Annotated in this window: 10 protein-coding genes and 1 tRNA gene; 3 read left to right on the plus strand and 8 right to left on the minus strand. The window is 56.1% G+C overall.

All coding sequences use genetic code 11. The annotated features are described in order from the left end of the window. Positions 1-39 precede the first annotated feature (39 nt). The 7 genes from FDP13_RS15700 to orn form a co-directional block, all read right to left on the minus strand. Entirely contained in the window at positions 40-954 is a 915-nt protein-coding gene (locus FDP13_RS15700) for a phage tail protein (protein ID WP_033576784.1), read from the minus strand. A 273-nt stretch (positions 955-1,227) separates the two neighbouring features. Further along, complete coding sequence (locus FDP13_RS15705; RefSeq protein ID WP_143839862.1) at positions 1,228-3,351, minus strand: HlyD family efflux transporter periplasmic adaptor subunit; 2,124 nt, start codon at positions 3,349-3,351, stop codon at positions 1,228-1,230. Further along, complete coding sequence (locus FDP13_RS15710; RefSeq protein WP_143839863.1) at positions 3,348-4,667, minus strand: efflux RND transporter periplasmic adaptor subunit; 1,320 nt, start codon at positions 4,665-4,667, stop codon at positions 3,348-3,350. Before FDP13_RS15710 ends, FDP13_RS15705 begins: the two co-directional genes overlap by 4 nt. Further along, complete coding sequence (locus tag FDP13_RS15715; RefSeq protein WP_143839864.1) at positions 4,664-5,467, minus strand: efflux RND transporter periplasmic adaptor subunit; 804 nt, start codon at positions 5,465-5,467, stop codon at positions 4,664-4,666. Before FDP13_RS15715 ends, FDP13_RS15710 begins: the two co-directional genes overlap by 4 nt. Before the next feature lie 282 nt (positions 5,468-5,749). Further along, entirely contained in the window at positions 5,750-7,837 is a 2,088-nt protein-coding gene (locus FDP13_RS15720; RefSeq protein WP_143839865.1) for a hypothetical protein, read from the minus strand. A 382-nt stretch (positions 7,838-8,219) separates the two neighbouring features. Beyond that, positions 8,220-8,295: transfer RNA gene (locus FDP13_RS15725), tRNA-Gly, on the minus strand. A gap of 253 nt (positions 8,296-8,548) precedes the next feature. Next, complete coding sequence (gene orn, locus FDP13_RS15730; RefSeq protein WP_012768160.1) at positions 8,549-9,091, minus strand: oligoribonuclease; 543 nt, start codon at positions 9,089-9,091, stop codon at positions 8,549-8,551. 147 nt (positions 9,092-9,238) lie between these two features. Between orn and rsgA the strand changes: the two genes are divergently transcribed. The 3 genes from rsgA (at position 9,239) to mscM (ending at position 14,626) form a co-directional block, all read left to right on the plus strand. Then, the gene (gene rsgA, locus FDP13_RS15735) at positions 9,239-10,288 is read left to right on the plus strand and encodes a small ribosomal subunit biogenesis GTPase RsgA (RefSeq protein ID WP_012768159.1); all 1,050 of its coding nucleotides are present in this window, start codon (positions 9,239-9,241) and stop codon (positions 10,286-10,288) included. Positions 10,289-10,358: 70 nt separating this feature from the next. Continuing rightward, positions 10,359-11,273 (plus strand): archaetidylserine decarboxylase, encoded by a 915-nt coding sequence (asd, locus tag FDP13_RS15740; protein ID WP_143839866.1) that lies wholly within the window; start codon positions 10,359-10,361, stop codon positions 11,271-11,273. A 29-nt stretch (positions 11,274-11,302) separates the two neighbouring features. Next, positions 11,303-14,626, plus strand: a complete 3,324-nt coding sequence (gene mscM, locus FDP13_RS15745; protein WP_143839867.1) for a miniconductance mechanosensitive channel MscM — start codon at positions 11,303-11,305, stop codon at positions 14,624-14,626. A 381-nt stretch (positions 14,627-15,007) separates the two neighbouring features. Here the strand turns inward: mscM and epmA are convergent, their stop codons facing one another. After that, positions 15,008-15,985 carry an elongation factor P--(R)-beta-lysine ligase gene (epmA, locus tag FDP13_RS15755; protein WP_012768156.1) on the minus strand — a complete coding sequence of 326 codons (978 nt, stop codon included), beginning with the start codon at positions 15,983-15,985 and terminating at the stop codon, positions 15,008-15,010. Between the last annotated feature and the right edge of the window lie 163 nt (positions 15,986-16,148).

A 16,148-nucleotide genomic window follows, 5' to 3' on the forward strand; every position in this document is an offset into this window, starting at 1 on the left:
GGCGGCAACAACACGCTGCCGCCCTACGCAAAAACCAAATCAGCCGGGATTGACCGGATAAAGACCTGTCACCGCGATACAGGCCGTCAGTGGCAATGAAGGGTCACGCACCGGCACCGATATCGACACAGGTATCACCACAGGATTGGGTGTCGTGACATTGGCTCCAACATTCACCGTACCCGTTAACGGCAGGGTGACCGTGCCGGCCGCCGACCCTGATAACTGACCGCCGCTGGCTGTTCCGGCGACTGAACCGCTGGCGGTGCCTGTTACGCTGCCATCCGGCCCCAGTTGCCTGTCGTTGGCCGCACCCGCTGGCGCGTAGAGCAACGCAGCAGGCCCGCTGACAGAGGTTAGTAAGGCTTTATCGGTCAGATTGACGCTTCTGCTGACCGTGGTTGATGAGCCGATTTTGGCAATCCCGATGACACCAAGGCTGGCAACGGCATTAAAAGGCAGATTGGTGATGCTGCCGGAAAGCGGAAGGGAAACCGTACTGCTGGTTCCACTCAGCGACAGTGTCGCCGGGTGGGTGTGCGGAGGTACTTGCGAGGCGTTGAGAACGACCGATCCGCTGCCGTTTCCTATTGCAGTTTCCTGACCAATGGCTTTACCGAGCGTGTAAGTGACATTACCTGATTGAGTGGCTACCGTACCTGTACCGATCGCGGTTTTGCCGCGCAGATCGGGTAGACTAAAGGTCGTCGGGGCTGTACCGCCGTAGATATTGCCAATCAGTGAATAGAGCGCCTGATAACCATTGACGTTCAACGTTCGGCCATCGGCGGGCAAGTACCCCTCAGGGCAATACCTGATAGCCATATAGCAAACGCTGCCAATAAACTCATCACCCGCCCCATTACAGGCGAGCGCCGCTTGCGGTAGAAACATACCGACACTCAGTGCCGCAGCAATGGCTGATTGGGTAAAAAAACGTTGGGCACGCTTCATACACATCTCTCCTTAGGCAGATGGCGGCCTCACCGAATAGTGAAGCGCATCTGATAATTGTAATCATGCTGTTGTACCCCCAGAGGGCAGGGCAATCAGGATGTCATGCAATAGAACGATGTCGTGATCAGGAAGCTAACTACAATAAGAACATAGTCTACGCAGGAGAGATTTTCCGCTGGCGAAAACAAAATTATCCCCGTTACCATCACATAAAAAACAATTTAATAAGATTAACCGTATGACGCCTTAAAAGGCCCCGTTTCCACACTATCAGAAACCACTTTCCCGAATTCCCAGCGCGGCAATTCGACGCCACACCGCACCCAAAATGGATTCCTTTTCCCCTTCCAGTATCACGCTGCCTCGTAACGGCTGTTGCGGTGGCGAGAACTGCCCCTCCTGAACCGCGAAACGCACACGGTACTGCGCCTGGACAGGCTGAGGGTTATGATCCCTGTCGCGACGCACAGCGATCGGGCCGTGGCGATCGGACGCCAGCATTTCCTGCTGTAACCAGGCCGTACCGGTGGGCGCGATGTCTTTCAGTTGTACCGCCAGACGGGGATAAGCCGGGTCATCGGCGATAAAAGCGCCCGTCATGCCCGCTTTTGCGCGCGTCAGAGAATCTTCGGGCAAATACCCCTGCACTTTTCCGGCGCCTTGCTCAACAACGCGTAACAAGGGCATGTCGGTGGTCAGCCAGCGACCTTCCGTCATATCCCGCGCCATATCTCTCACCTGCCCGGCTTGCGGCGCGGTGAGAGACAACCGCTGGCGTTGCGCATCCAGCCCCCGATAGCGGGCCAACGATTCCGCCAGTTGACGATCAAGCACCTGGGTTTCACTGGCGGTTTCCTGACGCCCGGCTCCCCGCTGCCGCTGCTGTTGCAAAACGGCAATTTGCCGACGTTCGATATTGATGCGGTAGTCCAAATCGGACGATGTCAGCTCCAGCAGTTTTTCACCGGCTTGCACCTGCTGGCCGTCGGCGACGTATAACGCTTTGACCTGTGCAGGAATCGGCGCATACAGCGCACTGACGTTTTCCGCTTCCAGTACGGCGGGAATACGGATACTGCCGCGCCAGGGAAACAGCAGCGACACCAGTACCGCCGCCACAATCAGCCCTGAACGCAACAGGCTGACGGGATGAGCATTCTTACGCATGGACCACCAGATACGGGCCTCCTTAACGATCGGCAGCGCGATAAACCAGCCAATCTCCACCGACATCAACACAATGCCGACCACCTTAATGAAAAAGTGATACACCATCAGCGCAATACCGAAAAACAGGAAAAAGCGCCATATCCATGAGGCATAACCCCATATCAACAGCTTGCGCCGCATCGGCGGCGACCAGGTCTGCGGTGCCGGATGACCATAACCAAACAACACCTCGCGCAGCCGCCATCGGCACAGGGCATACGCGCGTTCCTGCAGGTTTTCCACCCGCCAGAAATCGCTCAGCAAAAAGTACCCGTCAAAACGCATCAGAGGGTTGAGGTTAACCACCAGCGTGGTTATCCAGGTGGCGCTGGAGAGCATGAAGGCGGCGGTACGTACCGGTCCATCAGGCAACAGCGCCCAGGCCAGTAACGCAACGCAAGCCAGCATCAGTTCCGCCAGAATACCGCCGGCGCTTATCAATAACCGGGCGCGCTGATCCTTCAGTTTCCAGGCATCGCTGACATCGGTATAAAACAACGGGAATAGCACGATAAACGCCACGCCCATGGTCTGCACCCGGCAACCGGCACGCTTAGCCATAAAAGCATGTCCCAACTCGTGGATAAATTTGGCGAAGACCAGCGCGATGCCGAAAGCCGCCATCCCTTGCAGGCTGAACAGGTGAGGAAACGAGTGGGTATAGCGCACCCAGTCACGGCTGACCAGAAAGCCCCCCAGCAGCAGTATTAACGGTAATACCACCCGCAGGAATAGCAGGCCGTAACGTTGCAGCCAGGGCCAGCAACGATTGAGCAATGGGTCCGGTCGCCATAGCGGAATGCGAAAAAACAGATACTGGTGTAGCAGGGTTTTCCACAGGCTGACACGCAATGCCGCCGCCTTGATGGCATACCCTTGTCGTTGCACCGGGTCGCTGGCGGCTATCAGATCGTGATTGCGCAGAAACCGCAATAACTGCTCCAGCTCGCGGCCCTGCAACGGCAGACCCGGTTCACGGTTAGCCGCCTCCAGCACCGATTGCGGATGGCGCAGCGACCAGTGGCGCAACAGGCGAATTGCCGAAGGCGTCAGCGTGAAATAACGCCCGGTAACCGGGTCGGCCAGCAACCATTGCGGCGCACCGTCGAGGCCAGTCGCCGACTCCACCAGTTGCAGATCCGTTCTCAGTGCGGGCAAAAAATGCCCCGTTCCGCCATTGGTCATAATCCAACCGACTGACGTAACACGGCGAGCGGCCGCCGGAACAGATACACCGCCAGCGGCACGTATTCACCCGAGATTTTCGCCGTACCACGTAACCCGATGCGCGGCGGTTCGCCGTTAAAACGGGCATCCAGCCGATAGGCCAGATTGCCCGCCGGGGTTTGTTCCGATTCATACGCAATACGATCCAGCAGCGCGCCATGCGGCGTTATCGGGTCGCTATCAAGAAACAAGGTGATCGGCGCGTTCGGTTCCAGCCGAATCGCATCGCCGACATCCAGCTCGATACGTAGCGACACGGAAGCCGGATCAGCCAAATCCATCAGTCGTTCGCCGGTACGAACCGGTTTTCCGGTCCAGCGTTCGGCATCGGCAAACACCGCAATACCGTCCCGCTCCGCACGAATCTCGGTGCGGCCCAGCAAGGCGTTGGCATAATCGCGCTCGGCACGCTTTTGCGCCACCTGCGCGGCAAGAAAATCCAGCCTGGCCTTGGAATCGGTATCCTGAAAGGCACGTTGCGAACTGGCGCGGTATTCCGCCTCCGCGACGTTCAACGCCCGTTCGGCGACATCCGCCTGCGCTTTCAGCGTGGTATCGTCGAAACGCACCAGCAGATCGCCCTTGCGTACCCCCTGATTCGGCTGAACGGCAAACGCCTGAATCACGCCGTCCAACGGTGCCGCCACTACACGCCCGTTGAGCGGAATCACCTCGGCCGGCGCCAGTACCGATTGGCGCACCGGAATAAACAGGCACCCAACGGCCACCAGCAGCGGGACAGCCAGTTTCCAGCGCCGACGCGTGCGCCGCCAGACCGGTTGCGGCTCCAGCGCCAGCCAGGCATGGCTGAACGTATGCGCCAGTTGTTCAACCAGTAATTGCTCGGCCGGCTGCCAGGGCTGTTCACGGGCATACCAGATGCCGCCGAACAGACGCCCTTGCCTGTCTTTCAGCGGCGTCCACAACACTTCGGGCGCCGATAACGCCAGCCAGTCATTGCGGCTTTGTTGATCCAGCCATGCCGCCTCCACCACCACGCACTGCTCATGCCGTTGAGCTCGCTGCAACTGCACACAGGCCCGTTCGATAAACGCCACAAAAGGCGCATGGGGAGCCGGCTGGGTGACGCCGGTCACCGCCCGTACCGTCCCATTAATCACCAGGGCGGCATGACGGAAACCGAACAGCGTCTGGCTGTCGTTGACGATGCAGTACGCCAGCGCTTCGGCGGCATCTGCCGAACGCGCCTGACGTTCAATGTCTAAAAAACGGGCGAAGATACGCTCGCTGGAAACGGGAGGTGTCGTACTCACGGTTTCTCCGGGAAATGGGCCGTACCGCTCATACCGGCCATCAGCGCGGCGTCTTGGGTTTCGATAACGCCGGTCAGACCGAGGGTCTGGCTGCTTTCGTCGATGCGCGCCCCCAGGCGGGCAACGCGGGCTTGTAACGGCGTGCCGGTTTCATCCGGCGTAAACGTGAAAGCCAGGCCGGACTTGAGTATGGGCAACCAACGAGATGGCACCAGCAGGTTAATTTCAAGATGGCGATTGTTGACGATATCCAGCACCGGTGCCCCTGGCGCTACGCTTTCATACGCCTGCGCGCGCCGCTTGACCACCTGCCCGTCAAACGGCGCCGCAATACGGCAACGGTTAACCTGAATCTGATAGACCTGGCTTTCCGCCTGCGCCTGCGCCAGACGCGCAGCGGACAAAGACACGGCATGTTTACCCACCGATTTCAACTGCGCCAGTTGCTGATTCTGATCCAGTTCCGCCTGTGCCGCCCGCATCGCCGCCTGCGAAGCCGCTAACTGCGCCTGATAGATAGCGCAGTCAAAACGCGCCAACAAATCGCCTTTTTTGAACGATTCTCCTTCCCGGAACGGCATTTCTACGATACGCCCGGCCAGATCACTGGAAATCGTCGCCTGCTCCACCGCCACCACTATCCCACGCGCCTGATTGTCCGACGATACCGCCAACTGACCAGGATGCGCCGGATTAAGCAATAACGGGTCGTCGGCCTGCGCTTGCACATGATAAGCCAGCACGCAAACCGTCAGCAGCCCCAGCGCCCGACGGAAAACGGAGTAATTGAAATTGTTCACACTAACCTGCCTTGATTGTGCGAAGGTGTGTGCAAAATCAGAAGGCATCAAGAACAAGCCCCTGAATTTTCACCGATTAGCCCTAGTAATGTTGGCAAGTATAGTCAATCAGCAAAAATGGAAAGGCGATGAGAGGCAAGAACCCGATTATAAATTTACCGTGAGGATCAACAATGGCGTAATAGCCAGACGGCGGGCCGCAAGCAATATGATTAGCGAGCACTAAACAGCAGGCACAAAAAAACCACCTTTCGGTGGTTTTTGTAGTAGTGCTAAGGTCAATCAGGAAGCGAAGGGATCGGATGGTGTAACGTCACGCCAAAGATCAAAGTCATCCAGTGCGGGCACACTATCAGCATCTAATATTGCAGTGCCCAGCGCACGGTAAAATTCCCACCGTTCCTGATTTATCTTTGGTAATACTGCCTCGAAAATTGCAGTAAAGTCCCAGAGACCTCTTTCAAACCCGGTGCTGAGTACCTTTTTGAGGTAGCCAAGATGCTTGTCCAGCGCTTCAGCGGTCAGTTCCGAATACAAGCAGCCATAAAGCAGGGCTTCGGCCAAAGCCTGAGAGATATTGCTTTGAGAAAGTTGAATCACCCGCTTAATTAAATCAGGCAATTGCTGCAGAGAAACGGTATCACCCTTGATCAATAACCACGAACAATAATTGCTGAAATGGTTTGCATCATTTGGTGCTAGCTCCATCGCCTTCTTATACATCGTCTCGGTTTTATCATAGTCCTTACCTTGAATAGCAAGAAAATTCGCGTAATTTCCGACAATAGTTAAGCTTTTCGAATCTAACTTTAATGCTTTCTGATACATTTCTTCAGCCTGAACATAATCCTTACGTTTATCAGAAAGGAAACTCGCATAATTTCCGATAATAGTTACGTTTTCCGGCTCTAACTTTAACGCTTTCTGATACATTATTTCGGCGCTGTCGTAGTTATTACTCTGAAAAGCAAGAAAAGTCGCATAATCACCAATAACAGTTGCTCGTTTTGGATCTAGTTCTAACGCTTTCTGATACATTTTCTCAGCCTGAGCAGAGTCCTTATACTGGTAGGCAAGAAAAATTGCATAATTTCTGACGGTGGTTACATCATTAGGCTCTAACATTAACGCTTTCTGATACATTTCGTTAGCCTGAACATAGTCCTTACGTTGATCAGCAAGGAAATTGGCATAGGTACCGAGAAGTTCCGGGCTATCCGGTAAAGTCTGTAGGGCGCTACGATAAATAGCGTCCCGTTTATCTGAATCACTCGCGGCTTGTGCGCGCAATGTCCAGCTCCACCACTTATTATCGTCGTGGCTTGCTTCAGAAATCGACTGGCGGGCTTTGTCCGCCGTTGGCGAATGAGATGCAGCATCCGGTTTGGCGATTTGCTCAAGTAACTTATCAGCCTGTTCCTGATAGCGCTTTGCACGTTCTTTGCCAAGTTCTTCAATACCTTGGGCAATACTTTCGAGATTGAATTTCTCGAAAAACTTTTGAGCTATCTGTACCATGAACTCATCAAAACCGGCGACGGCCACCAGAACCCCATTGTGCCGGGCAATGATGTCCAGAATATGCCCTTGTGGCCGATCGCCTTCCCGGTAGCACCAGAACAGGCGTCCAGGGATATGACCAACGGGTAGTCCTTCCAGCAGCCCCATCAGGCTACCATCGTTGCCACCGTAGCCGATGACTAACGGCGTATAGTGCTGAAACAGTCCGCGCAGCGCCTCTTCCCATCCTTTTTCAAGGGTATCCACACCGTTTGGATCATTTTTGGGGTGCAAATGTAAGTCACGATGAATTTTTGCCACTAAAGGCCGGGGAAGTTGGGGGCGAACAAACCCCGCAAGCGATTCGTGACCAACGATTAATGGATGCTGTAACGCGAGGATAGCCAACGCATCGGCAACCAGATTATCGAAATTAGTCGTCACTACCACTTTGTGCCGGGTTTCCGCGAGGATTTTCGCCAATATTGAGTACCCCAGCCCCGGTTCCGCTTTTTCCATTGCCGCCTCCAGCGCGGCATAGCCGGATTTAGGGTCTCCGGTAAAGCGGAGTTCGAATATTTTTGAATAGTGTGTAGCTGCATCAGAGAGTTGAAAGTTAGGGATACCGAGCGCCCCGGCAGCCCACACTTCCAAAGACTTGCTTTTTTGATCCAAACACTGGCGAAGATATATTTCCTGCAGCCATGTATTTGCCAAATCGCCGCCCGCCGGTATGCCGGAGGTAACCGACGCGCCAGCCCCCAAGATAAACGCCAGAGAGCGATCTTTCATATCAGCATTCAGTTTCTGAATTTCGTCAAGCACCCCTTCGGCCGACCATTCTTGTACTTTGCTGCGTTCAGAAGTCATATTTATCTTATTTATGGATGAGTTTAAAAATCGGCCAGGTACGCCATATAGTAAAAAACAACCTCAAAACACCCAAGATAATAAATTTTAATTATTTTTATCTCTGAATGATAAAAAAATCACATTCAAAGATCATTGGGGAATAGCCAACATTTTACTGATAAACATCAAATATTGTTACGTTTTTGCAAGGAAGAAAGTGATAGCGGGTGTAGCGTGATACTTTTTGAACTTATAGATGTGCCTCATGACAATCTTCCGTACCAACCGGAATCGCCAAAAACTAAGGGGTAAATCGGGGAAAACGGATAGGCGTAAAACAAAAAAACCACCTTTCGGTGGTTTTCTGCATCCTGTAGACAGCCATCTACACGATGAAATTTGGAGCGGGAAACGAGACTCGAACTCGCGACCCCGACCTTGGCAAGGTCGTGCTCTACCAACTGAGCTATTCCCGCAGAGGTGTGGCGTAACGTTGCATAAATTTGCTGTCGTTACGGGGAGCGAATTATACGAGAAACTTTCTCTCCCGCAACCCCTCTGACAAAAAATAGTGTTCAAGCGCAGATAAAAACAACAATTCGTCGAAAATAACGGCAAAGCCGGGTGGTATAGCAACAAAGCCGGTTGATGGATCACGCTTTCCATTCGGTAACCGCCCCGGCCATACCATGCCGTCACATCGCCTGCCGCCATGACGACCGAAATCCGTTACAACTGAATAAAGTGTTCGCGGTAGTACGCCAGTTCCGCCACCGATTCACGGATATCATCCAGCGCCTGGTGGGTGTTGCGCTTTTTAAACCCGGCCAGCATTTCCGGTTTCCAGCGGCGCGCTAGTTCCTTGAGCGTACTGACGTCCAGATAACGGTAGTGGAAGTAAGCCTCCAGTTCCGGCATGTAGCGAAACAGGAAACGGCGATCCTGCCCGATGCTGTTACCGCAAATCGGCGACTTACCTGCCGGCACCCACTGTTGCAGAAAACGCAAGGTTTCCAGCTCGGCGGCACGGTCGTCATAAGCGCTGGCTTTCACCCGCTCGACCAACCCGCTGGCGGTATGAGTACGGACATTCCATTCATCCATCAGCGCCAGTTGGCTATCTGACTGATGTACCGCCAACGTCGGGCCTTCCGCAAGAATGTTCAGGTTGGCATCGGTCACCAGCGTTGCGATCTCGATGATCCGATCCCGTTCAGGATCCAGCCCCGTCATTTCCAAATCGATCCAGATCAGGTTGTTTTCATTTACCATCGTCGCTATTCCCGTATCGCCATTGCGATTGAAAGTTTCTCCACCGCCAGGCTGACAGGCCCGGCGGCGGTTAATTAAAATAAAATAGCGTGTATTATAGTCGCTTCCATCGCCACCGGCGATAAGCGTCGAACCAAGAGAGACTGCGTGAGTAAAAAGAAACTGTCAAAAGGTCAGCAACGGCGAGTCAGCGCCAACCATCAGCGCCGCCTGAAGCATGTCGACAGCAAGGTCGAGTGGGATGACAACCAGTTAGGCGAACCGCAGGAAGGCATCATCATCAGCCGTTTCGGTATGCATGCCGATGTGGAAGCGCCGGATGGCAAGTTACATCGCTGCAACATTCGCCGCACCATTCACTCGCTGGTCACCGGCGACCGGGTGGTCTGGCGCGCCGGCGACGAAACGCTGGCCGGCATCAGCGGCATCGTCGAAGCGGTGCATCCGCGCCAGTCGGTGCTGACCCGCCCGGATTATTATGACGGTCTTAAACCGATTGCCGCCAACATCGATCAGATCGTGATCGTTTCCGCTATTTTGCCGGAGCTATCGCTCAATATTATCGACCGCTATCTGGTGGCTTGCGAAACGCTGGAAGTCGAGCCGCTGATCGTGCTCAACAAAATAGATCTGCTGGATGACGAAGGCCGGGCGTTTGTGGAAGAGGTGATGGATATTTATCGCGCCCTGCACTACCGGGTGCTGATGGTATCCAGCCACGCTCAGCAGGGCGTCGCCGAGCTGGAAGCCGCACTTACCGGCCGCGTCAGTATCTTTGCCGGGCAGTCCGGCGTCGGCAAGTCGAGTTTGCTCAACACGTTGCTCTATCCTGACGACGCCAAAATTTTGGTCAACGACGTGTCCGATGCGTCCGGACTCGGCCAACACACCACCACCGCTGCACGTTTGTATCACTTCCCTCACGGCGGCGATGTCATCGATTCGCCGGGCGTGCGGGAATTCGGCCTGTGGCATCTGGAGCCGGAGCAGGTCACTCGTGGTTTTGTCGAGTTCCGCGACTACCTGGGCAGTTGTAAATTCCGCGACTGTAAGCACGATACCGATCCCGGCTGCGCTATCCGCGCCGCACTGGAACGCGGGGAAATAGCGGCAGAGCGTTTCGACAATTACCATCGCATCCTTGAGAGCATGGCGCAGGTAAAAACGCGTAAATCCTTTTCTGCTTCGGATAACTGACATTTATCGTATCCACCGCTACAATGCGCCCCTTTTTACGGCGTACCCTTAGAAAACGACGAGGCTCACTGTGCTGGACAGAATCAAGATTGCTCTACAACATCTGCTCCCGAAGGTCTGGCTGACGCAACTGGCCGGCTGGGGAGCTGACCGCCAGGCCGGTATGATCACCAAACTGGTGATTGACCTGTTTGCCCGCATCTATAAGGTCAACATGCAGGAAGCGCAGCAACCGGATACGGCGTCCTACCGTACTTTCAACGATTTCTTCGTGCGCCCGCTGAAACCGGGTATCCGCCCGGCTGATCCGCTGCCGAACCGGCTGGTTTTCCCCGCCGACGGCGCCATTTCCCAGTTAGGCACCATCGACGACGACCGGATTTTGCAGGCCAAACAGCATGACTACTCGCTGGAAGCGCTGCTGGCCGGCAACTACATTATCGCCGATCTGTTCCGCGACGGCTTGTTCGTCACGACTTATCTCTCCCCGCGTGATTACCACCGCGTGCACATGCCGTGCGACGGTATTTTGCGCGATATGATCTATGTACCGGGCGACCTGTTTTCCGTTAACCCGCTGACCGCCGCCAACGTGCCGAACCTGTTCGCCCGCAACGAACGTGTAATTTGCCTGTTCGATACGCCATTCGGCCCGATGGTGCAGATTCTGGTCGGCGCGACCATCGTCGGCAGCATCGAAACCGTCTGGGCGGGAGTGGTTACGCCGCCGCGTGAAGGCATCATCAAACGCTGGGCCTACCCAATGGAAGGCGAAGGCGCCGTCATTCTGGAAAAAGGCGATGAAATGGGCCGTTTCAAACTCGGCTCTACGGTGATTAACCTGTTCGTGAAAGACCGTATACAGTTCATGCCCGGTTTGGCTAGCCAGAGCGTGACCCGCATGGGTGAAGCGATGGCCGAAGCGCTGGATGAAGAGATCCAGACACGCATGAGCGCTAACGACGATACCGACACCACCCCCTGACCCCATCGCCACACCTGAGGAGGCCAGCCGTGCGTCTGATTCTGATTTTCCTGATGGGATGCCTGTTATCAACCACGTCGCCGGCCGCCCAGTTGCCTGACGAAACGCAACTGAAACAGGATCTCCAGCAAGCCGAAACCAACAAGAGCGCCCCGGCGCAAGCCGACATCGTCAAAGAGCTGCAATCGGCGTTGCGGTTGCTGGATGAACGCCGGGAGACTCGCCAGCGGGCCGACCAGTATCAGCGGGCGATCGATGATTTCCCCAAACTGACCCGCGACCTGCGCCAGCAGTTGGAGGCGGAAGACGCGAAACCCGCCGCGCCGCCTAAAACCACCTCGGTTAACGACCTGGAGCAGCAGATTGTCCAGCTTGGCAGCCAACTGCTGGAGCAGAGTCGCCAGTTACAACAGGAGCAGGATCATCAACGGGAAATCAGCGACTCGCTGGCCCAATTGCCGCAGCAGCAAACCGAAGCCAACCGCGCGCTGAGCGATGTCGAACGGCGCGTGCAGGCGCTGGGTAATCCCGCCACCCCATTAGGCCAGGCGCAGTTGGCCGCCTTGCAGGCCGAAGCCGCGTTGCGCAAAAGCCGGCTGGAAGAGCTGGAACTGGCGCAGCTTTCCGCCAGCAACCGTCAGGAACTGTCGCGCCTACAGGCGGATGTCTACAAAAAACGACGTGACCGGCTGGATAATCAACTCCAGTTGCTGCGCAGCACGCTGAACACCTTGCGTCAGCGCGAGGCGGAACAAGCCCTGGAACGAACCGAGCAACTGGCGGAGCAGGAAGGTCAGCTACCTGCGGCGGTCGCCGGCTTGCTGCAAACCAACCGCGATCTTTCCATGGCGCTGAACCAGCAGGCGCAGCGCATGGATCAAATAGCCGCCCGCCAGCGCCAGACCGCCGCCCAAACGCTACAGGTACGCCAGGCGTTGAGCACGCTGCGTGAACAAGCGCAGTGGCTCGGCTCCTCGCCGGCGCTGGGCGAAACCCTGCGCGCGCAGGTAGCGCGACTGCCGGAAATGCCCAAGCCACAGCAGTTAGACGGCGACATGGCGCAGTTGCGCGCCCAGCGCCTGCATTACGAAGACCAACTCAACAAACTGCCGGCAAACAGCGAGCCCGCCCGACAAGACAACGGCGCGCCATTGACCAGCGCTCAGCAAAAGATCGTCAACGATCAACTGCGAACCCAGCGCGATCTGCTCACGTCATTGATCTCCGGCTGTGATACCCAGATTCTGGAGCTGACCAAACTCAAGGTCGCCAGCAGCCAGCTCGAAGACGCGTTGATAGAGATCCGCGACGCGGCGCACCGCTATCTCTTCTGGGTGGCGGATGTCGATCCGATCGGTTTTGCCTACCCGCTTAACCTGCTGCGCGATCTGTCGCGCCTGCTCTCGCTGGATACCCTCACCCAGCTCAGCGGCGCGATGCTGATGATGGCCACCAGCCAAAGTACGCTATTGCCGCTGTTGGCCGCGTTGCTGCTGGTTGGGTTGAGTATCAGCTCGCGCCGCCATTACCACGCCTTTCTTGAGCGTGCCAGCAGCCGGGTCGGCAAGGTCACGCTCGATTACTTCATGCTCACGCTGCGTACGGTATTCTGGTCGGTGATGGTGGCCATGCCGTTGCCGGTGCTGTGGGCCGCCCTCGGCTACGGCCTGCAAAGTGCCTGGCCTTACCCGGTCGCCGTCGCGATCGGCGACAGCGTCACCGCCACGGTGCCGTTGATGTGGGTGGTGATGGTCTGCGCCGCCTTTTCGCATCGTCAGGGGTTGTTCATCGTACATTTTGGCTGGTCGCCGAAGCAGGTGGCGCGTGCTATGCGCTACTACCGTCTCTCCATCGGCTTTATCGTGCCGCTGGTGATGGCGTTGATCACTTTCGATAACCTCAACGATCGGGAATTTTCCAGTACGCTCGGGCGGCTGTGTTTTATCTTGCTGTGTATGGCGCTCAGTCTGGTGACTACCAGCCTGAAACGTGCGGGTATTCCGCTGTATCTGGATAAAGAGGGATCCGGCGAAAACCCGGTGAACCGCGCGATGTGGAATCTGATGATCTGCATTCCGCTGATCGCCGCGCTGGCGTCTTGTCTGGGCTACCTCACTACCTCGCAGGCGTTGCTGGCGCGGCTGGAAACCTCGGTCGCCATCTGGTTCTTCCTGCTGGTGATTTACCACATCATCCGCCGCTGGATGTGGATTCAGCGCCGCCGCATCGCTTTTGACCGCGCCAGACAGCGCCGGGCGGACATGCTGGCGCAACGCGCCCGCGGCGAGGAAGAAGCCAACCCGTCGTCACACGAAGCCAACGGCGACGTGGTGGAAGAACCGGTGGTGGATCTGGACGCCATCAGCGCCCGCTCGCTGAAACTGGTGCGATCGATCCTGACCTTGATCGCGCTGGTGTCGGTGATTGCGCTGTGGTCGGAAATCCATTCTGCGTTTGCGTTTATGGAAAACATCAGCCTGTGGGATGTTACCAGTACGGTGAAAGGCGTGGAGAGCGTGCAGCCGATTACGCTGGGCTCGGTACTGATCGCGCTGCTGGTGTTTGTCATCACCACGCAGTTGGTGCGAAACCTGCCCGCACTACTGGAGCTGGCGGTGTTGCAGCATATCGAACTGTCGCCCGGTACCGGCTACGCCATTACCACCGTCAGCAAGTACCTGATGATGCTGGTGGGTGGGCTGATGGGGTTCTCGTTGATCGGTATCGAATGGTCGAAATTGCAGTGGCTGGTGGCGGCGCTCGGCGTAGGGCTGGGGTTTGGCTTACAGGAGATCTTCGCCAACTTCATCTCCGGCCTGATCATTTTGTTCGAAAAACCGATCCGCATCGGCGATACCGTGACCATTCGCGATCTGACCGGCAGCGTGATGCGCATCAACACTCGCGCCACCACTATCTCCGACTGGGATCGCAAAGAGATCATCGTGCCCAACAAGGCTTTTATCACCGAACAGTTCATCAACTGGTCGCTGTCTGATTCGGTTACTCGCGTGGTTCTGACTATTCCGGCGCCTGCCGACGCCAATTCACAAGAGGTCACCACGCTGTTGCTGGATGCGGTGAAACGCTGCTCGCTGGTATTGGATAACCCGCCGCCGGAAGTGTTTTTGGTGGACCTGCGTCAGGGCATCCAGATTTTCGAACTGCGTATTTTCGCCGCCGAAATGGGCCACCGAATGCCGCTACGCCACGAACTGCACCAACTGATTCTGGAAAGCTACCGCGAGCATAATCTGGTGATGCCGTTCCCGCCGTTCCAGGTGCAGATGGACTCGGTGCAGGTAGCCGGGCGCAACGCCGCGACCGCCACCCGCACTGCTGGTGGGTTGTAATTCAGTTGTCGTCGTTTATTGGCAAAAGTCTGTCAGAGCAGTGGAAGGTTTCGTGCGTGATAGCATCGTTATCCCTTTGCGACGTTATCGCACGCACGACAAGGAGAGGCTCACACGCCGCCTCTCCTTGACCACTGGCTGGAGGCTAAACTATGGCGCTACGCGCTACCTTCGGCGTTTGCCTTCGCTTTTCGGGTCGCCCGTGACGTGCTCCCGGCACGGCACGGGCTTTCGCGGCATCCATGCCGCTCACCCGGCGAAGGTAAGCGCCTCAGCATAGTTTTTAACGCCGAAAACACCTTCGTCTCAAAAGGTTGCCAACAATTTCACGGTAGGCAGTGATTTCCGACAAGACAGAATAATTAAGAAGAGAAAACGGTATCAGGCGCGATCGACCGTAAACGCCATCACCTCGCCGATAGACTCGGCGTTCAGCGCCAGCATCACCAGACGATCCACACCTACCGCCACGCCGGAACACGGCGGGATACCCGCGGCCAACGCCGCCAGCAGGTTTTCGTCAATCGGCTGCACCGGCAGGCCGCGCGCGGCACGCTTGCGATTATCCTGCTCGAAGCGTTGACGCTGCTCTTTGCCGTCGGTCAGTTCGCAAAAACCGTTGGCCAGCTCGACGCCTTTGTAATACACCTCGAATCGCTCCGCCACCCGGTGATCCTCGGTGCTGATTTCCGCCAGCGCCGCCTGCGTAGCCGGGAAATGGTAGACGAACGCCGGTTTATCACGGCCGATTTGCGGCTCCACGCCAAACGCGAACAGCAACTGCAACAGGGTATCGCGATCCTCTTCCCGGTTCGCCACATCACCGACGCCGATTTTTTCCGCCGCTTCGCGTAATTGCGCTTTGTCCGCCGACAACGGATCTACTTCCAGATGACGCTGGAACGCCTGCTGGTAAGACAGCATTTCCGCGCCGTCGCACTCCAACACCTGTTGCAACAGGTCATCCATTTCGTTCATCAGGCGGTACATATCGTAGTGCGGGCGATACCACTCCAGCATGGTGAATTCAGGATTGTGGTAACGGCCGGACTCTTCATTGCGAAAACTGCGGCACAATTGGTAAATCGGCCCGCTACCTGCCGCCAGCAGGCGTTTCATGTGATATTCCGGGCTGGTCATCAGGTACAGCGCCATGCCATCGGCGACGCCGGGGCCGACAAAACGGGTCTGGAATGGAAACAGATGCACGTCCGTTACCGTCGCCTGACTCATGGCCGGCGTTTCCACCTCCAACACGCCGCGATCTGAGAAGAAACGCCGGATTTCTTTCATTATCGACGCTCGTTTCAACAGGTTGGCGACAGGGGCGCTAGGCTGCCAACTGACCGTTTCGCTCATGATTTCCACTCCACACTCAAACTGGAGGAGCAGTCTACCCGCATCCTTCTGGCCAGACAAATTTATCCGGCGGGAGCTTTTCTTCAATTTGATTTGTCGAGATTATTAAAGAAATAAAAGTGTTATTTATGAATAAATCACATTTCCCGTCACGTTTTCCGGA

This window comes from Dickeya sp. ws52 (genome assembly GCF_007210685.1).
GTDB lineage: Bacteria > Pseudomonadota > Gammaproteobacteria > Enterobacterales > Enterobacteriaceae > Dickeya > Dickeya chrysanthemi.